The sequence below is a fragment of the Nesterenkonia xinjiangensis genome, assembly GCF_013410745.1.
In the GTDB taxonomy this organism is placed as follows: Bacteria; Actinomycetota; Actinomycetes; order Actinomycetales; family Micrococcaceae; genus Nesterenkonia; species Nesterenkonia xinjiangensis.
Genome location: NZ_JACCFY010000001.1, coordinates 1,277,000 through 1,297,975, shown reverse-complemented (window position 1 = coordinate 1,297,975; position 20,976 = coordinate 1,277,000). Strand labels below are relative to the sequence as shown.

Sequence of the window (20,976 nt, the reverse complement as noted above, 5' to 3'; positions counted from 1 at the left end):
GCCTGCGTGCCAGTGAAGAGAATCCCCGCCCCCACCGCCGAAGCGCTGATCCGGCCCGTCTGGCTCCGCGCGGTCATCACGGTCGTCTTCGCCGTCGTCACGATCTTCTGGCAGGACGAGACCCTGACCCTGCTGAAGGTCTCCGTGGCCGCCTACTTCGTGCTCGGCGCCACCGCCGTCTGGGACTACGCCAAGGATGAGGAGGTCGTCCCCGCTGTGGTGCGTGGACCCCTGGCCCTGGGTGCGGCGGTCTGGGTGCTCTCCGGTCTCGCCACGGTGTTCGTGGGGACGACGACGGCCGCCGCCGTCATCGCCGGAGTCGGTTTCGTCGCTATGGGCGTCGCCGAGCTGGTGTCCGGGATCCGGGGGCGGCGCGAGTTCGTGCCCTCCCGTGACCAGGTGCTGTTGGGTGCGGTCGGCACCCTCACCGGTGTCAGTCTGCTGGTGGGCATGCAGCTGGACGTGCATGGCATCCTGGGCATCGCCGGGATGGGAGTGATCATCATGGCCGTGCTGCTGATGATCAGCGGCGCCGGACTGGTCCATGAGGCCCGCAGGGAACGCGACTGATCCGGACTCGCACCCGATCTACTACACGGCGTAGAATGGCTGGGCGTCGGCATCGGAGTCGGCCTGAACAGCATTCCATCTGACGAGGAACGAGGAGCCCTGTGGCAGAGGACAAGAAGGAGCGCCGCTCGCTGATCGAGTCGGTCAAGGCTCCGTTGATCTTCTCCGCGGCCCTGGCGTTCGTCGCCGGCTTCGTCACCTTGATCTCCGCCTCCGGCGGCACCGACAACCCGGCCCGCGTGGACCTGGGGCTCATCGCCTTCGGCCTGGTGTTCATCATCTCGCTGCTGGTGGTCTCGATGCTCCAGCTGGCCTCGCGGGAGAACCCCGAGGACCTCTCCACAGGAGCTGGGGTCAACCGGAACTCCGAGGAGCTCTACCGCGCACAGGTGGCTGCACGTCGCGCCGAGGCTGCCCGGCGGAAGGCCGAGGAGGCGCGCGAGGCCGAGGGTGGAGAGCCCCGTTACGGCCGCGCCGAGGACTGACTCCCTCCAGAGACGCGTTGAGCTGGTGAGTTTCCGCCGGAATACGCGTCGAAACGCTCGCATTCGGGCGGAAACTCACCAGCTCAACAGCGGCGGGTGACCCTCAGGGGGTCACTTCTTCGCCTTCTTCTTGTCCTTCTTCTTCTTGGACTTCTTGTCCTTCTTGTCGCGCTTCTCCAGGAGCTCGTCGCGCATCCGGTCCCGGAACTCCTTGGCGGCGATCGCAGACTCGGAGGTCGGCTCTTCGATCTGCGCCGCCTTCTCCGCTGCGCTGGGCTTCGTGAGCTTGTCCTTGGCCTCGGACGCTCCGTCGCCGGCCAGCGCCCGGCGCCCCGCCTCGCGCAGGGCGGCCTGGCGGGCGCGGTAGGCCCGCACGTGAGCGCGGTTGGCACAGTTGCCGAAGTCGCAGAACAGCTTGGAGCGGTTCCGGGTGAGATCGACGATCACGGCGTCACAGTCGTCACCCCGACAGGTGCGCATGCGGCCGGTCTCGTCATTGACCACCATGAACTGCAGGGCGTCGGCGACGACGGCAGTCATCACGTCGGCGAGCTGGGTGCTCACAGGGATCGGCACGGAGCGGAACTGCGGCTCCTCGCCGCCGGAGGTGCGGACCACACGCGTGCCCACACCCTCGAGCAGCGCGTTGATCCTCTCCACCGGTTCGGTGCTGGTGATCGGGGCGGCGCCCCAGATCTGGTGGAGGAGGGCGCGCAGTTCGCGAACCTTGTCGACCTGTGCACGGTCGAGGTTCGACGACGGCCACTTCAGCTCAGAGTCCTGGGAGGTGAGGTACTTGCGCAGGCTCTCGATGCTGGTCAGCTGATCGGAGGCCGGCTTGGCGCTGTGACGTCCCTCGGAGGTGTTCATGAGATTGACGGCCGCCGTCAGGGTACGGTTGATCTCTGCGTGGAACATGCAGTGTCTCCTGACAAGGTGAAAGGGTGCGGAGGCCGGAAACGGCGGCCTCGGCACCTGGTGCAACGGGTCCTCTCAGTGTAACGAGATGAACGTCTCACGGGCTGAAAGTGATGGAACTGTCACCTTGTTCCTGAGGTTTTCGCATGGTTGCCTCAGGAAACGACCTTCAGATCTTTCGGTCCTGAGGCGATCCGCACCTCTCGTGTGGCGCTGCAGAGCCCTCCGTCTCAGGTCCTCGCGAAGCGATCATGGACGCGCTGCAGCGACGCGGCGATCCCCTTCCCATTGTCCCGGTGGGCGCCGACGAGCTCGAGCAGCCGCCGCATCGGTGCCGGCTGGCCCGTGTAGTCGTAGCTCTCGGTGACCACCGTCGCGGCGTCCTCGGGCTGGAGCTCCCACCGCCAGCGGTGTCCGCCCGGGTGGCGCCACTCCACGACTCGATGGGGCTCGGCGGCGGTGGTGACCATGGTCAACGCATAGGGGATGCTGTACTTGCGCATGTCCACGCGGAACCGGTCCCCGAGGCGCAGCTCCCTCGGGCCGATCGCGGATGTGCGCACGGTGCCGGATCCGTCGAGTTCGTGATGCCTGTGCGGGTTCGCGATGATCGTGTAGAGCTCCTCGGCGGAGGCCTCGACGCGGATCCTCCGGGCGATCACGTGGGTTCCGCGGTCCACAGGTTCGGGGGTCTGGCTCATGGCGTCAGTCTACGGCGAACCTGGCTGAGCGGACAGGAGATGGATCTGGGTGAGGTCATCCTCGTCGGCCGCAGTTGCATCGGCGGAGCGGGCGGGCGAATCTGGAGCACAGCACATGCGTCGAGAAGGTCGAGAAGGTCGGGAGGGTCGAGGCGAACATGGCAGGGTCACGCAGGTGGCAGGTGAGCCTGGACGACGACGGCGTCGGCGTCCGCGGGAAGGCCCCTGACGTCACCGACATCACCCCCACCCATGGGGCGGCTCGACGACTGGCCGCCTTCGCCGCCTCCGAGGAGGCCGCCCACCCGGCCATCACGACGCCTGAGCAGCTCGAGTCGCAGGCCCGGCTGCAGGTCCTCATCGAATCGCGGGCGATCTGGAGCGCGATCCTCGGCGGTGCCCTGGGGCTGGTTTTCGGTCTGGTGGTGTTTCCCGGGGAGCGGCCGGCGCTGGCCGGGGACGGATCCATCCAGTTCTTCGGCGCGATCGTCGGCGGAGTGACCGCCGGGCTGGCGTTCCTGCTGGGCTTCTCGCTGAACACGCGGATGGCGAACATCTGGCTGGGGGAGAGGCCTCGGATCCGGCAGCTGATGGACACGGTGGCGCTGCTGGTGGTGCACTCCTCCATCGCGGTGATGGGGGCGCTGGGGATCTTCCGGGTCTTCCAGGAGGCCTTCGTCGGTCTGACCGTGGACTACATCGCCGGCTCCGTGCTGCTGGCGATAGGCGGGGCGGTGGCCGCCTACTTCAGCTTCAACTCGGGAGCGCGGATCAACGCGTTCTCGCTGTCCACCCTTCTGGGAGTCTTCATGGCCTCCGGAGTGCTGGTCTCGATGCTCTTCGCGGAGAACCCGTTCTGGTGGCACGTGATGTTCTCCGAGCTGGGGACCGGGCAGGCCGGACTGACCTCCTTCTGGACCTTCAACACCACGCTGGTGGTCTCCGGACTGATCATCACCACGCTGACTGCCTTCATCACCCGGGATCTGCAGATCTGGGCCGAGCACGTGCGCCGTCGGCACCTCCGACGGCTCCGGTCCGAACGTGACCTGCGCCGTGCCGCCCAGGGCCGGGTGCCCAGGACCATGCCGCTGCGGCATGCGGTCAGACGACATTTCCGCTCACCACGCATCGGGGTGGTGCGCACGGGAATGATCGGCATGGGCGTCTCGCTGGTCGGCGTCGGGCTGGTCCCAGTGAACCTGCACAACGAGATCCATGCGACGTTCACCGCGCTGTTCGGGCTGTTCTTCCTGATGCTGCTGGTGGGGATGCCGTACTGGCTCCCTGGGTTCCCACGGGCGTTCTTCCTGCTCAGCATGCTCTCCGCCGGGGTTCTGATCTTCGCGGCGAGCCTGTGGCGGCCCATCGGCTACTACAACCTGACCTCCCTGGAGCTCATCGGTGCCGCGATCCTGTTCGCCTGGCTGATCGTGTTCATCCGCAACATCGCCGCCGTCGTCGCTCAGGTGTACAGCCAGGCGGCCGCAGAGCAGGAATCGCGCCGGCGGGGCCGCGCGGAGGCCGAGCCTTGGTCCGGCGACGACTGGCAGGAGGAGGAATGGTCCGGGGAGGGCTGAGTCAGGGGAGGGCTCAGTCAGGGGAGCAGTCCGCTGAAGCGGGCCGTGGCGATCAGGAGCGCCAGACCACTGGCGATGAGGGACCCGACGAGCAGCTGGCGGGAGCCGTCCTTCCAGCTGAGCCCGCAGATCAGCAGAGTGCCCAGTGCCACGGTGAGAGCGAAGTGAGGCATCCAGAACACGGTTCCCAGGGCGATCAGCGAGGCGATCACCGGAAGGCGTGATCCGGTCGATCGCGGGGACGTCTGGTTCTCCGGTGAGCTCATGGGGGCGACTCTACGGAAGCGCGGACCCCGCGGCGAGGCCGCGTTCAGCCGCGGCCGCCCTGACGGCGTCGATCACCAGTTCCAGCGGCCGCCGAGTGGGGTGGGCGCTGCGGTGGGCGATGGAGACGGTCCGGAGCACCGGTTCGGTCAGCGGGATCACCTCGACACCCTCGGGGACGGTGTTGAGCACCAGGTCTGAGGCCAGTGTGACGCCGAGCCCTCCGTTCACCATGGCCAGCGCCGTCGCCTGCTCCTCGACCTGGTGCACGATCCTGGGCTCGAAGCCGTGCCGACGGCAGGCGAGGCGGATCGCCCGCCCGAAATGCGACGTCGGACCCGCCAGCACCCAGGGCTGCTCCGCGAAGGCGGCGAGGGAGACCGGGGACTCGGGGCAGGTGCCTGCCGCCACGGCGGCGTGGAGGCGCTCCACGGCGATCACCTCTCGGGCGAGCGCCGGGTCCCACGGAATCGCATAGTCGGAGTACTCGATCACGAAGGAGAAGTCGAGGGCGCCGTCGAGCACCGCGTTCGCCGTGTCCTCCGGTGCCAATTCGGTGGTGCGCACCTCGATGCCGGGATGCTCCTGCGCCAGACGGGTCAACGCCATCGGGAGGAGACCTGAGGCGACCGATGCCCACACCCCTGCCTTCAGGCGCGAGACGACGCCGTCCTGCGCGCGTTCGAGAGCCATCTCGGCGCGTTCGACCGCCCCGAGGATCTCGTCAGCATGCTCTGTGAGCAGCACCCCCAGCTCGGTGAGCCGAATCCGGCGCCCCAGCCGTTCGAACAACGAGGCACCCACTTCACGCTCCAGCTGCGCCAGCTGCTGGGAGACCGCTGAAGGGCTGTAGTGCAGGCTGGCCGCCACTCCCGTGACCGTCCCCCGCCGATGCAGCTCACGCAGCATCCGCAGTCGACGCAGAGACAGTTCCATGGGGATCAGAGTACCGGCACAGGGTCGTCATGAGGCCTTTCTGCACACCGACTCTCGACACCGATTCTCGACACCGCTGAGGTGAGGGCACGCGGTCGAGGGCGGCAGTGCAGGAGAACTGAACGGTCCTGTGCATGAACCCGCACGTGAAGGGTATGGACGGGGGCATCGGCCACGCCTCAGAGTGAGAGAACGGGTGCAGGACCGCTCCAGCGGCGGAGCCCGACCCAGTGGATCTCATCGGCTGACCTGGAGGTGATCGTGGTGACGACTCTCGATACGCGGTGGCAGAACCCCGCAGATGATGGCAACCCAGTCCTCGACCGCGGCATCGGCCGAGCGCCACGGGATGCCGAGCCCTACCGGCGGGTGCTCTGGACGGACCCCGAGACGGGGGCCGAGGGCTACCTGGTGGTCCATTCGCTGACGGCCGGCCTGGCCACCGGAGGCACCCGGATGCGCCAGGGCTGCACACTGGGCGAAGTGGAGGATCTGGCCCGCGGAATGGCCGCGAAGACGGCGGTCTTCGGCCTCCCGGTGGGAGGAGCCAAAGGTGGCATCGACTTCGATCCCACGGATCCCCGTGCGCCCGGCGTGCTGGGCCGCTTCTTCACGGAGATGAAGCCGTGGCTCGACGCTCACTGGGTCACCGCGGAGGACCTGGGCGTGACCCAGCAGCGCATCGATGAGGCCTTCGCCGCCGCCGGCCTGGGACAGAGCTTCCATGCCGCGATCCAGCGTTCCATCGACCCGGGCGCCACTCTGGAGCGAGTGCGTGCGGGCCTGGAGATCCGCACCGAGGACGGCTGCGTCCTGAGCGACGTCATCGGCGGCTACGGTGTGGCCGAGGCATGCCTGGGCGTCGTGCAGCACCGCGGCTGGAGCCGTGGGGCGACCGATGTGGCGGTGCAGGGCGTGGGGACGATGGGTGGAGCGGCCGCTTACTATCTCCACGCGGCAGGAGCCCGAGTCGTGGCCATGGCGGATGTCAGCGGCACCCTGTACGACCCGGCCGGCCTCGATGTGCCCGCCCTGCTGGACCTGAGGGACGACTACGGCGTGATCGATCGGGAAGGGGTCCCCGCGCATGTGACCCTGCTGCCACGGGATGCAGTGTTGGCGGCAGACGCCGACATCCTGGTCCCGGCGGCCATCTCCTATGCGATCCGCCCGGAGAACGCCGGAGATGTGGTCGCCTCGGTGATCGTGGAGGCTGCGAACACGGGAGTGACCAGGGAGGCCGAGGAGCTGCTCGCCCGGCGCGGAGTGATGGTGATTCCCGACGTGGTGGCCAACACCGGCGCCGCGGCCTGGGCCTGGTGGATGCTCTTCGGCGAGGTCGGCACCGATCCACGGGACTCGTTCGAGCGGCTTCACCTGGAGATGCGCGCGAAGGTGGCACGGCTGCTGGCTGAAGCCGACCGGGTGGGCGTCTCCCCGCGCGAGACCGCCTGGAGCATCGCCTCGGTGAACCGCGCTGCGATGGAGAACCGTCCGGACGCGGTGATCCCGTGACTCCGGCGGGAGGCGGGTGCCCTCGGCGAGGCCGCGGCTGAGAACGGGTGGTCGTATCCGTCCGAGGCCCCGACTACGCTGGGAACATGGCAGACACCTCCCCACACGGCGTGACGGCCACCGCTGCGACGATGCCTTCCCATCCTGCGGTGGAGAAGGTGGCCGTCGAGCTGCGGCGGCTCGGCATCGAGCCTGAGGTTCGCTGGCTCGACGGCGCGGCCACCACCGCGCAGTCCGCCGCGGAGGCCCTGGGCATCGGGGTCGGACAGATCGCCAACTCCCTGATCTTCCTGCTCGACGACGCTCCCGTCCTGGTGCTCACCTCTGGGGCGCACCGGGTGGACACCGCCTGGCTGGGTGCGCAGCTGGGAGGGACCATCGGCCGTGCCTCCAAGGATGTGGTCAAGCAGGCGACGGGGCAGACCATCGGCGGGGTCGCCCCGGTCGGGCACCCTTCCCCGGTGCGCACCTACGTGGACACGGCACTGGCCGCCCATGATGAGGTCTGGGCGGCGGCAGGCCACCCGAGGACGGTCTTCCGCACCAGTTTCGCCGAGCTCGTGCGCCTGACGGGCGGCACCTCCAGCCCGGTGGAGCCGGAGGCGGCCGACGCTGAATCCGGGGAGGGCGCCTGAGATGGCCGGCCATCGTGCCGCCGTCGTCGGCTCCGGGCCGAACGGGCTCACCGCCGCTTGCGTGCTGGCGCGCGCGGGATGGGAGGTCACGGTCTACGAGACGGCCGACGCCCCTGGCGGAGCTCTGCGCTCGGCCGAGGTCCTCGGCGACGGCGTCATCAGTGACCTCGGCGCCAGCGTGCACCCCTTCGGCGTCGGCTCCCCGGCCTTCGAGGATCTGCGTCTGGCCGAGCGCGGCCTGAGCTGGGCGCATCCGGAGATCCCTGCCGCCCATACCCTCGACGACGAGCCTCCTGCCCTACTGCACTCCTCCCTGGAGCAGACCGCCGCTGAGCTGGGGGTCGATCACGACGCCTGGCGCCGCCTCATCGGCCCGGTCGTCGCCCACTGGGAGGAGGTCCGTCGGGCGGCCATGGCGCCGCCGCTGCGGACCTTCGGGCACCGGAGCGAGGACTCCGTGGTGGCTCGTGGGGCGGCGCTGGCTCGGCTGGGTCTGCGCGGAGCTTGGCCGGCCGACGTCGCCGCCCGCCTCTTCCGCACCCCCCGGGCCCGGGCCCTGTTCGCCGGCATGGCTGCCCATTCCACAGTGCCGTTCTCCCATCCGCTGACCGCGGCCTTCGGGGTGCTCTTCGGCGCGGCCGGCCATGCCACCGGCTGGCCCGTGGCGCGCGGCGGCTCCCAGGCGATCGTCGATGCGCTGACCGGGGAGCTGGAGCACCACGGGGGCCGGATCGAGACCGGCTTCGAGGTCACGGGTGTGCGGCGTGCCCCGGGCCGGCTCCGGCGCACTCACCTGATCAGCGGGCGCCGGCGGGGGCCCGGCGGCGGGCGTGCCGTCGTCGCGGAGGAGGCTGTCGATGTCGTGCTGTGCGATCTGACCCCGACCCAGCTTCTCCGGCTCGACGGGCTCGAGCTGCCTTCGCGCTACCGGCACGCGCTGCGGCGCTGGACCTATGGGCCCGCGATCGTGAAGGTCGACTACCTGATCGACGGAACCATCCCCTGGGCCCATCCGGACACCGCGCGTGCCGGCACCGTCCACCTGGGCGGTTCGCATGCACAGATCAGTGCCTCCGAGGCCGCAGCCGCCCGCGGAGTGCTCTCCGGGCGACCCTATGTGCTGCTCACCCAGCCCAGCGCCGCCGATGACTCCCGTGCTCCGGCCGGGCAGAGCGTCGTCTGGGCCTACGCGCACGTGCCTCATGGGCTCGAGGGTCCCGCCGCGCAGCGGGCGGCTGAGCTGATCGACGCGGAGATCGCCGTAAACGCTCCCGGGTTCCGGGAGGCCGTGCTCGCCCGCCAGGCGTGGACCCCGCAGGATCTCGAGTCGATGAACGCGAACCTGGTGGGTGGGACGATCAGCGGCGGGATGCCCACGGTGCGCCAGTTCGTGGCTCGGCCGGCACTCTCCCTGCAGCCCTACCGCACCGGGACCGAAGGGATCTGGCTGTGCTCCTCCTCCACTCCGCCCGGCGGAGGGGCGCACGGGATGAACGGACACAATGCCGCCCAGGCGGTGCTGCGCGCACTCGGATGAGGCACCAGGAGGGAAGGAAGGGCCATGCCGGAGGACGGTAGGGGAGCAGCGGCGGATCAGGCCGCGCAGATCCTCTCCGAGCTGTGTGCCGGCGCCGATGAGGCCGAGCGGATCAGGATCCGCCGCCGCCTGCCGGAGGGCCTAGAGGCCCTCGGGGTACGGATGCGTGAGGTCTTCGACCTGGCCGCCAGGTGGGAGAAACGCCTGGAGTCACCTCGTGGCCTCGTCCCCGAGCTGCTCCGCTGCCCGGACTACGAGCGGCGGATGGTCGGGGTGAGCATCCTGGACTTCCGGGCCCGCCGCAGGCTCGACCAGGGACAGCGGGAGGAGCTCGCCGACCTCTACCTCGATCACCATGACCAGCTCAGCGTATGGGACCTGGTGGACCGCGCGGCCCCGCGCGTCGTCGGCCGGTATCTGATGGAAGGGCTGGGCCCTGAGGCCCGCCGGAAGCTGCTCGAGGAGCTGGCTGATTCGGCTGACCCCATGCGCCGCCGCACCGCCGTCACCGCGACCTTCTGGATGGTCCGCCAAGGGGAGCTCGATGATGCGTTGCACCTGGCCGCGCGCCTTGCCGGGGAGACCTCGGAGAGAGTCTCTCAACCGGTCGGCACCGCCCTGCGTGAGGTGGGAAAGATCGACCAGGAGAGACTCGTGGCGTTCCTGCGGGAGCATGGGGAGCGGCTCCAGCGGGTCACCGTCCGGTACGCCGTGGCGCGGCTCCCGCAGCCTGTGCGGGAAGAGTTCGTGCCGCCTCGACGCCGGTGAGTCGCGACAGGGGGCGGTGTGGTGGCATCGATGCTCAGCCGCCGAAGGCCAGCAGGCCCGCCACCACCAGCATGGTCACGCCGACGCCGGCGTCGATGACCTGCCAGGTGCGGGGCCGGTTCAGCAGCCCGGCCAGCGCTGAGCCGCCGTAGCCCAGCAGGGCGAACCACAGGCAGGAGGCGCCCAGCGCGCCGGCGGCGAAGAACCACTTCTCCGCGCCGAAGGAGTTCGCCATGGTGCCCAGCACCACCATGGTGTCCACCCAGGCGTGCGGGTTCAGCACGCTGACCGTCAGCCCCGTCCCGACGACGGCGCCCACGGTGCTCAGCGTCCGGGACCGGTAAGTGCTCGGCCGGGTCTGCACGCGCGGCAGAGTGGCGGTGGTGGTCCCTGGCTCGCCGGAGGGGAGGGTGTCGTCGTCGTGCTCCCCGGCACCCTGGACGGACTCGGGGGCGGTGGAGGGGTCGTCCTCGACGTCCAGGCCCGTACGGACCTTGGCCGCGGAGGCGAAGGACCGCCAGGCGAACCACAGCAGATAGGCGACACCGGCCCAGCGCAGCACTTGGAGCAGCCAGGGTGCGTGCTCCAGGACCGCGCCGACCCCTGCGGTGCCCAGCCCGATCAGCAGCAGGTCGCCGACCACGCAGCACAGCACCGCCAGGCCCACGCGATCGCGCAGCAGCCCCTGGCGCAGGAGCCAGGCGCTCTGCGGGCCGATCGCGACGATGAGGGCGAGGCAGGTGAGGAATCCAGTCAGCAGCACGGTCATGGCTTCCATGCTCCCGGGAGATCGGCGTCCGCACCAGCGCAGAATCCTTCATCATCTGAAGATCTGCTTCAGATGTGAGGCGTATCATCGAATCCCATGAACACCGATCACCTCCGGGCCTTCGTGCTGGCCGTCGATGAGGGAACTTTCGAAGCCGCCTCCGCGCTGCTGGGGATCTCCGGCTCGGCCTTCTCCCAGCGGATCAAGGCTCTCGAGAAGGAGGTGGGCCAGGTGCTGCTGACCCGCACCATCCCGGTGCAGCCCACTGAGGCTGGGTCCGCGCTGCTGCGCACCGCCCGACAGATGATGCTGCTCGAGGACGAGGCGCGGCGCAGCCTGGGCTTCCGCGGGGGGGCCTCCGAGGTGGTGACGCTCTCGGTCGCGGTGAACGCCGACTCGCTGTTCACCTGGTTCCAACGTGTGCTGCAGGAGGCCGCGACCTGGGACGACGTCGAACTGCACCTGCACGCTGAAGATCAGGAACACTCCCATGAGCTGCTCCGCAACGGGACGGTGGCGGCCGCCGTGGCCGAGACCCCGGCTCCGGTGTCCGGATGTCGGGCCACCGCGCTGGGGACCATGCGCTACTGGCCGGTGGCGAGCTCGGAGCTGCTGGACCGCCACCGGGACGCCGACGGCGCCATCACGTGGGAGCGTGTGCCGCAGGTGGACTACAGCATCCGGGACTCCCTGCAGCGCACCGGGCTGCGCCGGCTCGGGGTCACCGCCCCGCGGGTGACGCATCTGATCCCCTCGGTGGAGGCCTACAACGCCGCGGTGGCGCACGGGCTGGGCTGGGGGATGATCCCCGAGGGGATGATGCCTGAGGGGCTGATGGAGGGTGAGCACCCGGATCTGACGCTGGTGGAGGAGATCGGACCCACGGAGGCGCATCTGCACTGGCAGCGCTGGACCACCGGGACCCCTGCGCTGGACCGCCTCACTGATGCGGTGCGTCGTGCGGCCACCCGGATGAGGTGAGAGGCCGGCCCAGGAACAGATCGGCTCCGGAGTGTGGGCTCTGATGGCGGCAGGAATCGCCGTCACAAGGGCCCGCACTCCGGAGCCGATGTCCGCGAGCTGGTCGCGGGAGGGGAGGGGTCAGCGCGAGCCGGGAGTGCCGGCCGGGGCGCTGGCCCGGCGCGGACCGCGGCGAGCAGCGGCGGGACGGGACGCGGGGCCCGACTCCGAGCGCTGCGGTGCTGCGCTGCGGCGGGTCGAGCCCTGCCCGCGGCTGCCGCGCGAGTCGGCGTCGCCGCCGCGGGTTCCGCCGTCGCGCCGGCCACCCCGTGCGGGGCCGCGGCCGGAGCCGCCGCCGGATCGGCCACGACCGCGCCCTGCGTTGTTCGAACCGCCGCCGCGGCGAGAGGGCTGCTGGCCGCCGCCCTGCGGGTGGGCCTGTGGCTCGACGTGCTCGGCCACCTCGCCCACCAGCGCAGACACGGCCTCCGAGTTCGGGGAGACCGCCTGCGGAGTGACCTTGATGGCGGCCTTCTTCAGCAGGGTCTGCGTGTCCCGGCGCTGCTCAGGCAGCATCACAGTGACCACGTCACCGGCGCTGCCGGCGCGGGCCGTGCGGCCGGAGCGGTGCAGGTAGGCCTTGTGCTCAGCAGGCGGGTCCACGTGCACCACCAGCTCGATGCCGTCCACGTGGACGCCGCGGGCGGCGACGTCGGTGGCCACCAGCACGCGCACCCCGCCCTGCCCGAAGGAGGCCAGGTTGCGGTCCCGCTGGTTCTGCGACAGGTTGCCGTGCAGGTCCACGGCGGGGACGCCCTGCGAGGTGAGCTGCTTGGCGAGCTTCTTCGCCTGGTGCTTGGTGCGGGTGAACAGGATCCGTCGGCCGGTGCCGGAGGCCAGCTGCTGGACCAGGGTCTTCTTGTCGTCCGGGTCCACCTCGAAGACGTGGTGGGTCATCGCCGAGACGTGCGAGGTGGGGTCGTCCACCGAGTGCAGGATCTCGTTGTGGAGGAACTGGCGCACCAGCTTGTCCACGCCGTTGTCCAGCGTGGCGGAGAAGAACATCCGCTGGCCGTGCTCCGGAGTCTTCTTCAGGATCCGGGTCACGCCCGGCAGGAAGCCGAGGTCGGCCATGTGGTCGGCCTCGTCCAGGACGGTGACCTCCACGGCGTCCAGGCTGAGCGCCTGCTGCTGCAGCAGGTCCTCCAGGCGTCCGGGGCAGGCGACGACGATGTCCACGCCGCCGTTGAGCGCGTCGACCTGGCGCTTCTGGCTGATGCCGCCGTAGATGGTGGTGGTGCGCATGCCATAGGCGGCGGCCAGCGGCTGCAGGACCGCGTCGATCTGGGTGGCCAGCTCACGGGTGGGAGCCAGCACCAGCCCGCGGGGTCGGCGAGCACGGCGGCGGGCGCCGTCGGACTCTCCGAGACGGGCGATCATCGGAATGGCGAAGGCCAGCGTCTTGCCGGAGCCGGTCTTGCCGCGACCGAGCACGTCGCGGCCGGTCAGCGTGTCGGGCAGAGTGTCCTGCTGGATCGGGAAAGCGGTGAACTTGCCGTCCGCGGCCAGCGTCTTGACGATGGGTGCGGGCACGCCGAGTTCGGTGAAGGTGGTGTGTGACAAAGCTGTGACAGGGCCTTTCATGGCGCCAGGGGGCGGCTCGGGGCCACGGGGGCGTCGAGTGCCAGGACTGGCTGAGTGGCGGGAGCACCGGTCGGTGCTCTCGGTCGCCGTGAGAGAGGCATCAGGGCCGTGGGCCGGTTCGGCTCCAGAGGGCGAGGCGTCCTGGCGACGCAGGGAACCCATGAAGAGTTCGCAAGGTCTCCCACTATACCTGGTCGGCGGGCACATCGACGATTCCGGGGATCAGGGCATCCGTCGATCATGAATTTCAAATTTCAAGGAATGGTGCGGCGGCCTCTGCGGTTGACCCCGACATGAGTCTCAGCCCCAGTACCAGCGCAGGCCCCAGCGCCGAGCGCTCCGCCATCAGCACCGAGCGCCACAGCCCGCAGTTCGAGCTGGGCCTGCACACCTTCGGCGACGTCACCTCGACCCCCGACGGCGACCGTCGGCTCTCCCATCCGGAGGTCTTGCGCCATGTCCTCGCCGAGGCGCAGCTGGCCGACCGGGTCGGCGTCGACGTCTTCGGGATCGGGGAGCATCACCGACCTGACTACGCGATCTCAGCCCCCGACGTCGTGCTCTCCGCCATCGGCTCCACCACGGAACGGATGAAGCTCATCTCCGCGGTGACCGTGCTCTCCTCCGACGATCCGGTCCGCGTCTACCAGCGATTCGCCACCATCGACGGTCTCACCGGAGGCCGCGCAGAGGTCTCGCTGGGCCGCGGCTCGTTCATCGAGTCCTACCCGCTCTTCGGCTACGACCTCTCCGACTACGAGAAGCTCTTCGACGAGAAGGCCGAGCTGTTCACCGAACTGCGCCAGGAGAAGGCGGTCACCTGGAGCGGGACCACACGGGCCGGGCTGACGTCCCAGCGGATCTTCCCCACCACCGAGCATGAGTTCGGCCTACCCACCTGGATCGCCGTCGGTGGGACCCCGGGGTCGGTGGTGCGGGCAGCGAGGCTCGGCGTCGGCCTCGAGCTGGCGATCATCGGCGGCGCCCCGGGTCGCTTCGCCCCGCTGGTGGAGCTCTACCACCGGGCGCTGCGCGAGTTCGGGCACGACGGCGCCCGGCGGATCGCGGTGCACTCCCACGGCTTCGTGGCCGAGACCGACGAGCAGGCCCGCGAGATCTTCTACCCTTCCTGGGCAGACTCGATGGCGACCATCGGTGCCGAGCGCGGCTGGGGGACCGGGCGGCCAGGGCGGGACCAGTTCGAACAGGAGGTCGCCCACGGCTCGCTCTACGTGGGCTCCCCGGAGACCGTGGCGGAGAAGATCATCACCACGCAGAAGCTCCTGGGTGCTTCGCGATTCGGTATGAAGTACGGCAACGGCTCTCTCTCCCATGAGCACATGATGCAGGCCGTGGAGCTCTACGGAACCAGGGTCAGGCCCCTGGTGCTGGAGGCGCTGGGGGAGTGAGGCCCTGGTCGCTGCCGGCCGTCCTCCGGAGATCTCTCTGGTCGGTGCGGGGAGGGCGCGACATTCGCCGGACCTCTGGCTAGGCTCGTGGGGTGGACCATCAGGCGGGTCTCCATCAGGAGGTGGACATGTCAGAGCGGACGCCAAAGGGTGTCTCGGAGCGCGGCACTGAGGGCCAGCAGGACGAGCCGGACACTGAGAACCAGGGGCAGAGCGAGGAATACCGGCCCGAACCCGACGACGGCGCGCCCACCGGCGAGCGGCGGGTCGAGCGGACCGTCGCGATCTACTCCGATCCGGGCCGGGCCTCGCTGCTGGTGAGAAAGCTGCTCGAGGACGACCCCAGCTGGCGAGAGAACAGCGAGGTCACCCACCAGCAGATCCTGCTGCCGCTGCAGGAGGACGGCATTCTGGACCTCGAGGAGATTCAACGTTGGGCGCGTGAGGACGGCAGTGACATCACGGTGGTGGTCACGGAGATCCCGCGGGTGAACGGCAGCCGCGCGAAGGCCATGGAGATGGACTTCGAGTCCCATCTGGCGGTGATCTCCGTGGCCGCGCTGGGTCCGGTGGCGGTGATGCGAGGGTTGCGCCGTGAGGTCAGCCGCGCCGTGGACGCGCTGATGTATGAGTCCCTGGACGAGGCGCGGGCACACGGCTGCCCGCTCGCCCGCGTGGAGACTCAGGAGGACACCAGAACGGTCTACATCGCGCCGGGAAGGCCGTTCCCCGGACGGACCTGGATGGCCCTGGGCATGGTGGCCAATAATGAGCCGCTCCTCTCCCTGCCCCGGCTCTCCGGCGTGTTCGCCGCCGGCTGTGCCACCGGTGCCTTCGGCATCTTCTACGACTCCATCTGGGACATGGCTATCCATCTGCCGGGCTGGCGGCTGGCGATCATCACGGTGTCCGGCATCCTGTTCCTGACGATGTGGCTGATGCTGCGGAACCGGCTCTGGGACCACCCCGCCTCGGTCGGCGGCAAGAGGCTGGCTGTGGTGTACAACGCCTCCACAGTGATCAGCCTGCTGGTCAGCGTGATCTCGCTGTACGTCGTGCTCTACCTCGGGGTGCTGGTCATATCGCTGGTGCTGATCGAGCCGGGGTACATGGCGGAGAGCCTGGAGGTCGAGCCTGCCTTCTCCAACTACCGCGACATCGCCTGGCTGGCAGCCTCCCTGGGAACGTTCGCCGGGGCGATCGGGTCCAACTTCGACGATGACTCCGATCTGCGGAACCTGACGCAGGGCACTCGTGAGCGGCAGCGGTACCCGCGGGACGAGGAGCAGCGCTGACGCGCCACGGGGCCGGGTGCCGTGCCGGCCCTCCGGGCTCAGGCGAGGGGCTCAGGCCAGGAGCTGCAGGAAGCCCAGTCCGAGCAGGCCGAAGCCAGCGCCCCAGAGGACCACTGAGACCAGCATCCAGCCCATCACTGCGTTCCGAGAGGCTCCGACCGACACCATCAGGGGTGCGGTGATCTGTGAGGGCAGGGCCAGGGGGCCCAGAATCGAGACGCCCGGCACCCCGAACTTGTCGAAGATGCGGATCACGCGTTCCCGCTTGGCGCTCTTGCGCGGATCCACGGCCTCAGGGTTCCGCCGCTTGAGCACCGAGCCGCGGATCCAGTGCGCCAGGTAGACCACCAGGACCAGAGAGATCATGTTCCCGATGACGGCGGCGCTGATCGCCACGGCCGGGTGCACTCCGGCGAGCACGCCGAGGAAACCGCCCCCGTAGGACTCCACGAAGGGAATCGCCGAGATGAGGATCAGCCCGAGCCACTGCCAGGTCGGGTGCAGGGTCTCCGTCCAGGTGTGGAGGCGGCCGTAGAAGCTGTCCTCGGGCATCATCGGCACGGCGGCGTTCGCGAAGGTGCCGTGGTGGGCCAGTTCAAGAAGGGTGATGGTCTCCATGGTGCTCATCCTGGTGGACCCTGAGGCGCAGTTCATCATCCCGGAGGCGTATCCCCGGGATGATTCTGTCGGCTGTCGAGGGTCTGGAGGCCAGGCTCAGGCGTCGGCCCAGCGGCGATAGAGCCCAGGCCGGCGGTCCTGCAGGTACCAAGGTCCGTCGGGGGACTCCTCCGGAGCGCGTCCGCCCTCCGCGGGCCCCGCCTCGGCGAGGACCAGCTCCGGGCCGGCGCCCGCGGAGGCGAGCACCGCGCCGTCGGGTCCGGCGACCACGCTGGCGCCGTCGAAGACCAGCCCGGCCTCCTCCCCGGAGTGGTTCGAATAGGCGACCGTCAGCTGGTTCTCCAGGGCGCGGGCGGGGATCAAGGTGCTGGTCACTCCGGTGAAGCCGCCAGCCAGTGCTGTGGGCACGAGCACGACGTCGGCGCCGCGGCGGGCGACCTCGCGCACCATCTCCGGGAACTCGACGTCGTAGCAGACCAGCAGGCCCAGGGTCAGGCCGCCGAACTCCACCACCGGGGGTGCGTCCTGCCCGGGGATGAAGGAGGCCTTCTCCTCAGGTCCGAAGAGATGGACCTTGGTGTGGGCGGAAAGGGTCTCACCCGACGCGGAGATCAGGGTGCCCTGGATCGGACGGGCGTCGGCCGGGCCGTCACCGGGCAGGCTGTGCACCAGGGCGATCTGCGATTGTCGCGCGATGTCGGCGAGGCGCTCGCGAGCGGAGATCACGGTCTCGCTGCTGACGTGCTCGCGGATCATGGCCGGGGCGTAGCCGGTGGCGAAGAGCTCCGGGGTCACCAGCAGCTCGGCGCCGGCGGAGCGGGCGCGCTCGGCAGCGCGCGCGATCAGCGAGATGTTGTGGTTGATGTCGAGCGGGACGGCAGTGTCCTGCAGCAGGGCGATGCGCATCTCCCCAGTCTGCCAGGGTCCGGGCCGCGCTGTGAGGCGCCCGGTGAGACGCTGACCGGACCGAAGTGTGGTCCTTGACACACCGTCGGCTCTCGTTGATAGTTGGTCGAGAATGTTCGTAGATGTTGGAAAAGGTGACTGCACACGGTGCGTTCAGGCACCGAGTGCCGACACAGTGAGGTGACCGACGATGACCTCGTTCTCCCGACGCCAGCTGCTCCGCGGCGGCCTCGGGCTGGGTGCCGGCGCGATGGCCCTGGCAGGATGCGCGGTGCCGGGCACCACCTCGGTCAACGCTGAGCCCACCATCCCCGCCGCAGGCGTCGGGGAGACCGTCACCCTGACCTGTTGGGCCTGGCTCAAGGACCTCCAGATCGTCGCTGACATCTGGAACGAGCAGAACCCCCACATCCAGGTCGAGATCGCCTGGATCCCGGGCGGAAACGACGGCGGCTACCAGAAGTTGTACAGCGCGCTCGCCGCCGGAGCCGGACCGGACCTCGCCCAGGTGGAGCTGCGCAGCATCCCCGAGTTCATGATGGTCAACGGCCTGGTGGATCTGCGTCGCTACGGCGTCGATCAGCATGCGGACCGCTTCGACCCCACGCTCTGGGGTCAGGTCAGTTTCGCCGACGGCGTCTACGGCATCCCCCAGGACTCCGGCCCCACCGCCATGTATTACCGTCCCGACCATTTCGACGAGGTCGGCGCCGAGCCGCCGGCCACCTGGGAGGAATGGGCGGACATCGCCGCGGAGATCCGCCAGACCGGCCGGTACATGGACGCCTTCCCGCTGGCCGACACGTCGGTCTTCGCCGCCCACGCCATGCAGGCCGGGGCCACCTGGTTCCAGGCCGAGGAGGACGGTTGGGTCATCGACATGGCCGGTGAGTCCACCCTGGAGGTCGCCCGGTTCTTCGACGGCGTCGTCGACGCCGACCTCGTCACCACCCAGAACCAGGCCTTCTCCCCGGGCTGGTTCGCCGCCGCGGCGGACGACCAGATCGCCTCCCTGGTCTCCGCCAGCTGGGGCGACGCCCTGCTCGCCGGAGTCTCCGGAGCCGAGGGCCAGTGGCGGGTGGCACCGCTGCCCACCTGGCCCACGGGCCATGGCTCCTCCCATCTGGGCGGCTCATCCACCGCCGTGCTGGCCAACAGTGCTCATCCGCAGGAGGCCATGGAGTTCGCCGTCTGGCTCAACTCCAGCGCCGAGGGCATCGACGGGCTCATCGAGAACAGCGGCATCGGTTGGTCCACCAACCCGGATCACATCGGCACCCCACGTGAAGGATCCAGCGAGTTCTTCGGCGGCCAGTCCTACAACACGGAGATCTTCGAGCCGGCCGCCGCGGACCAGAACCCGGACTGGCAGTGGTGGCCTACCACCCAGCAGACCTTCAACATCCTGGCCGATGAGTTCCGGCGGAAGGCCGGTGGAGCGTCCCTCGTGGACGCAGTGGTCCGCGCCGAGGCGGCCACCATCGAGGTCTTCCGGAACAAGGGCCTGACCGTTCGGAGGGCGCAGAGATGAGTACGCGCCCCACCGCCGTGTCCGCCGGACGCCGGATCGCCCCCACCACGGTTGCCCCCTGGATCCTGGTCGCCCCGTTCCTGCTGCTGTTCATCTTCACGTTCGTGATGCCGATCCTGATGGCGCTCGGGCAGAGCTTCACGATGGTCGAGCGCGACGGCCTCTTCGGTGAGGAGGGTGTGACCAGCACCTTCGCCTGGTTCGAGAACTACCGGCAGGCGCTGGGCGACGGCGCGTTCGTCGCCTCCATCGGGCGGATGCTGCTGTTCGGCGTCGTGCAGGTGCCGATCATGATCACCCTGGCCACCGTGCTGGCACTGATGCTGGAATCGGCGTCGGCCCGCTGGCCCGGCTTCTTCCGGGCCGCTTACTTCCTGCCCTACGGCGTCCCCGGGGTGCTGGCCACCATCCTGTGGTCCTTCCTCTATGTGCCCGGGCTCAGCCCGATAGTGGACACCGCGCACGCGTGGTTCGGGCTGGAGATCGACTTCCTCGGGGCGAACACCGTGCTGTGGTCCATCGCGAACATCGTCACCTGGACCTACACCGGCTACAACATGCTGATCATCATCGCCCAGCTGAAGTCCATCCCCCAGGACCTCTATGAGGCGGCCCGGGTCGACGGCGCCGGCCCGGCCCGGCTGGCCTGGAGCATCCAGCTGCCGCTGATCCGCCCGGCACTGATGCTGACCACCGTCTTCTCCATCATCGGGACGCTCCAGCTCTTCGCGGAGCCCCAGCTGCTGGCCCAGGTGGCTCCGTCCATCGACTCCCAGTACACCCCGAACCTCTCGGCCTACACCACGGCCTTCGCCTACAACGACTACACGGTGGCTGCCGCCCAGGCCGTGCTGATCGCCCTGGTCGCCTTCGTGCTCTCCTTCGGCTTCCTCCGCCTGACGAACAGGAGCTCGCGATGACCCCCACCGCCGGCACCGCCGAGACCCGGACCTCGGGCTCCGGGCCTGACGCCGTCGTCGGGAACGGTCGGCCTGAGACGAGCTCCGACGGCGCCGCCCGCCGGGTCCCCGCCCCGGGCGGTCGGGCCCGCGGGGCCCGGACGATCATCGTCACCGGCCTGCTGACCATCGTCGCCCTGTATTTCCTGGTGCCTGTGTACTGGGTGGTGGTGGCGGCGTCGAAGACCACCGACGATCTCTTCGGCACCCACGGGTTCCTCTTCGCGGAGAACGTCGCGCTGTTCAGCAACCTCGCCCAGGTGCTCAGCTTCGACGGGGGCGTCTTCATCCGCTGGCTGGGGAACTCGCTGCTCTATGCAGGGGTCGGTTCGCTGATCGCCACCTACCTGGCCGCCGCGGCCGGCTACGCGCTCTCCAAGTACATGTTCCGGGGCCGCAACCTCATCTTCGGCTTGGTGCTGGGCGGAGTGCTGGTCCCCGGCACCGCCACGGCCCTGCCGCTGTTCCTGCTGTTCAGCCAGATGGGCATGGTCAACACCTACTGGAGCGTGCTGATCCCCTCGCTGGTCTCGCCCTTCGGTCTCTTCCTGTGCCGGATCTATGCCGACGCCACCGTGGACCCCTCATTGGTCGAGGCCGCTCGGCTCGACGGGCTGGGAGAGATCCGGATCTTCCACCTCATCGGGCTGCGGATCATGGTCCCCGCCCTGGTGACGGTGTTCCTCTTCCAGCTGGTGGGCATCTGGAACAACTACTTCCTGCCGTTGGTGATGCTCACCGACGATCGGCTCTTCCCCATCACTCTGGGACTCAACCACTGGCGCAGCCAGACCGACCGACTGCCCGAGTTCTACGAACTGACCACCGGCGGGGTGCTGCTCTCTGTCATCCCGCTGGCCATCGCGATGATCGTGCTGCAGCGCTTCTGGCGCGGCGGCCTGACCGAAGGTGCTGTGAAATGACCCTTGCCCCCACCGTCCACCCCACCGACGCAGCCGTTCGGCCCGGCGCAGCC

Annotated in this window: 21 protein-coding genes; 13 read left to right on the top strand and 8 right to left on the bottom strand. The window is 69.4% G+C overall.

All coding sequences use genetic code 11. The features are described 5' to 3' along the window. Nucleotides 1-6: 6 nt before the first annotated feature. Together HNR09_RS06025 and HNR09_RS06020 are read left to right on the top strand one after the other, a co-directional pair. Entirely contained in the window at nucleotides 7-570 is a 564-nt protein-coding gene (locus HNR09_RS06025; protein WP_179541218.1) for a DUF308 domain-containing protein, read from the top strand. 101 nt (nucleotides 571-671) lie between these two features. Next, nucleotides 672-1,055 carry a hypothetical protein gene (locus tag HNR09_RS06020; protein ID WP_179541217.1) on the top strand — a complete coding sequence of 128 codons (384 nt, stop codon included), beginning with the start codon at nucleotides 672-674 and terminating at the stop codon, nucleotides 1,053-1,055. Between the two features lie 111 nt (nucleotides 1,056-1,166). Here HNR09_RS06020 and HNR09_RS06015 read toward each other — a convergent pair whose 3' ends face one another. Both HNR09_RS06015 and HNR09_RS06010 read right to left on the bottom strand, forming a co-directional pair. Beyond that, on the bottom strand, nucleotides 1,167-1,973 hold the full coding sequence (locus HNR09_RS06015; protein WP_246348743.1) for a CGNR zinc finger domain-containing protein: 807 nt from the start codon (nucleotides 1,971-1,973) through the stop codon (nucleotides 1,167-1,169). 230 nt (nucleotides 1,974-2,203) lie between these two features. Continuing rightward, nucleotides 2,204-2,674: an SRPBCC family protein gene (locus tag HNR09_RS06010; protein WP_179541216.1), complete on the bottom strand. Its 471-nt coding sequence runs from the start codon at nucleotides 2,672-2,674 to the stop codon at nucleotides 2,204-2,206. A gap of 158 nt (nucleotides 2,675-2,832) precedes the next feature. Here HNR09_RS06010 and HNR09_RS06005 point away from each other — a divergent pair, with 158 nt between their 5' ends. Continuing rightward, nucleotides 2,833-4,254: a hypothetical protein gene (locus HNR09_RS06005; protein WP_179541215.1), complete on the top strand. Its 1,422-nt coding sequence runs from the start codon at nucleotides 2,833-2,835 to the stop codon at nucleotides 4,252-4,254. Between the two features lie 17 nt (nucleotides 4,255-4,271). On the opposite strand, the gene HNR09_RS06000 is transcribed toward HNR09_RS06005, so the two are convergent. Together HNR09_RS06000 and HNR09_RS05995 are read right to left on the bottom strand one after the other, a co-directional pair. Beyond that, complete coding sequence (locus tag HNR09_RS06000; RefSeq protein WP_179541214.1) at nucleotides 4,272-4,520, bottom strand: hypothetical protein; 249 nt, start codon at nucleotides 4,518-4,520, stop codon at nucleotides 4,272-4,274. Between the two features lie 10 nt (nucleotides 4,521-4,530). Further along, nucleotides 4,531-5,454, bottom strand: a complete 924-nt coding sequence (locus tag HNR09_RS05995; protein ID WP_179541213.1) for a LysR family transcriptional regulator — start codon at nucleotides 5,452-5,454, stop codon at nucleotides 4,531-4,533. Nucleotides 5,455-5,718: 264 nt separating this feature from the next. Here HNR09_RS05995 and HNR09_RS05990 point away from each other — a divergent pair, with 264 nt between their 5' ends. The 4 genes from HNR09_RS05990 (at nucleotide 5,719) to HNR09_RS05975 (ending at nucleotide 9,909) form a co-directional block, all read left to right on the top strand. Further along, nucleotides 5,719-6,969, top strand: coding sequence for a Glu/Leu/Phe/Val family dehydrogenase (locus HNR09_RS05990; protein ID WP_343047460.1), 1,251 nt, complete (start codon nucleotides 5,719-5,721; stop codon nucleotides 6,967-6,969). Nucleotides 6,970-7,100: 131 nt separating this feature from the next. Beyond that, entirely contained in the window at nucleotides 7,101-7,604 is a 504-nt protein-coding gene (locus tag HNR09_RS05985; protein ID WP_179543042.1) for a YbaK/EbsC family protein, read from the top strand. 1 nt (nucleotide 7,605) lies between these two features. Next, a complete protein-coding gene (locus HNR09_RS05980; RefSeq protein WP_179541212.1) occupies nucleotides 7,606-9,141 on the top strand; it encodes a phytoene desaturase family protein in 1,536 nt (511 codons plus the stop codon). A 24-nt stretch (nucleotides 9,142-9,165) separates the two neighbouring features. After that, nucleotides 9,166-9,909 (top strand): DNA alkylation repair protein, encoded by a 744-nt coding sequence (locus tag HNR09_RS05975; protein WP_179541211.1) that lies wholly within the window; start codon nucleotides 9,166-9,168, stop codon nucleotides 9,907-9,909. Between the two features lie 34 nt (nucleotides 9,910-9,943). Here the strand turns inward: HNR09_RS05975 and HNR09_RS05970 are convergent, their stop codons facing one another. Further along, nucleotides 9,944-10,678 carry a LysE/ArgO family amino acid transporter gene (locus tag HNR09_RS05970; RefSeq protein WP_179541210.1) on the bottom strand — a complete coding sequence of 245 codons (735 nt, stop codon included), beginning with the start codon at nucleotides 10,676-10,678 and terminating at the stop codon, nucleotides 9,944-9,946. Between the two features lie 96 nt (nucleotides 10,679-10,774). Between HNR09_RS05970 and HNR09_RS05965 the strand changes: the two genes are divergently transcribed. After that, a complete protein-coding gene (locus tag HNR09_RS05965) occupies nucleotides 10,775-11,659 on the top strand; it encodes an ArgP/LysG family DNA-binding transcriptional regulator (RefSeq protein ID WP_179541209.1) in 885 nt (294 codons plus the stop codon). 120 nt (nucleotides 11,660-11,779) lie between these two features. Here the strand turns inward: HNR09_RS05965 and HNR09_RS05960 are convergent, their stop codons facing one another. Further along, nucleotides 11,780-13,261, bottom strand: a complete 1,482-nt coding sequence (locus HNR09_RS05960; RefSeq protein ID WP_246348742.1) for a DEAD/DEAH box helicase — start codon at nucleotides 13,259-13,261, stop codon at nucleotides 11,780-11,782. Between the two features lie 314 nt (nucleotides 13,262-13,575). On the opposite strand from HNR09_RS05960, the gene HNR09_RS05955 reads away from it, so the two are divergent. Together HNR09_RS05955 and HNR09_RS05950 are read left to right on the top strand one after the other, a co-directional pair. After that, entirely contained in the window at nucleotides 13,576-14,691 is a 1,116-nt protein-coding gene (locus tag HNR09_RS05955; RefSeq protein ID WP_179541207.1) for an LLM class flavin-dependent oxidoreductase, read from the top strand. A 128-nt stretch (nucleotides 14,692-14,819) separates the two neighbouring features. After that, nucleotides 14,820-15,986, top strand: a complete 1,167-nt coding sequence (locus tag HNR09_RS05950) for a hypothetical protein (RefSeq protein WP_179541206.1) — start codon at nucleotides 14,820-14,822, stop codon at nucleotides 15,984-15,986. A gap of 51 nt (nucleotides 15,987-16,037) precedes the next feature. Here HNR09_RS05950 and HNR09_RS05945 read toward each other — a convergent pair whose 3' ends face one another. Both HNR09_RS05945 and HNR09_RS05940 read right to left on the bottom strand, forming a co-directional pair. Continuing rightward, nucleotides 16,038-16,604 carry a small multi-drug export protein gene (locus HNR09_RS05945; protein ID WP_246348741.1) on the bottom strand — a complete coding sequence of 189 codons (567 nt, stop codon included), beginning with the start codon at nucleotides 16,602-16,604 and terminating at the stop codon, nucleotides 16,038-16,040. 96 nt (nucleotides 16,605-16,700) lie between these two features. Beyond that, nucleotides 16,701-17,510, bottom strand: coding sequence for a nitrilase-related carbon-nitrogen hydrolase (locus HNR09_RS05940; RefSeq protein ID WP_179541205.1), 810 nt, complete (start codon nucleotides 17,508-17,510; stop codon nucleotides 16,701-16,703). 190 nt (nucleotides 17,511-17,700) lie between these two features. On the opposite strand from HNR09_RS05940, the gene HNR09_RS05935 reads away from it, so the two are divergent. From HNR09_RS05935 to HNR09_RS05925, 3 genes are read left to right on the top strand one after another with little or no spacing between them, the layout of a single operon-like run. Continuing rightward, nucleotides 17,701-19,041 (top strand): extracellular solute-binding protein, encoded by a 1,341-nt coding sequence (locus tag HNR09_RS05935; RefSeq protein ID WP_179541204.1) that lies wholly within the window; start codon nucleotides 17,701-17,703, stop codon nucleotides 19,039-19,041. Continuing rightward, the gene (locus HNR09_RS05930; RefSeq protein ID WP_179541203.1) at nucleotides 19,038-19,961 is read left to right on the top strand and encodes a carbohydrate ABC transporter permease; all 924 of its coding nucleotides are present in this window, start codon (nucleotides 19,038-19,040) and stop codon (nucleotides 19,959-19,961) included. The genes HNR09_RS05935 and HNR09_RS05930 overlap by 4 nt, the downstream gene beginning before the upstream one ends. Next, nucleotides 19,958-20,923 (top strand): carbohydrate ABC transporter permease, encoded by a 966-nt coding sequence (locus tag HNR09_RS05925; RefSeq protein ID WP_179541202.1) that lies wholly within the window; start codon nucleotides 19,958-19,960, stop codon nucleotides 20,921-20,923. Before HNR09_RS05930 ends, HNR09_RS05925 begins: the two co-directional genes overlap by 4 nt. The last annotated feature ends 53 nt before the right edge of the window (nucleotides 20,924-20,976 follow it).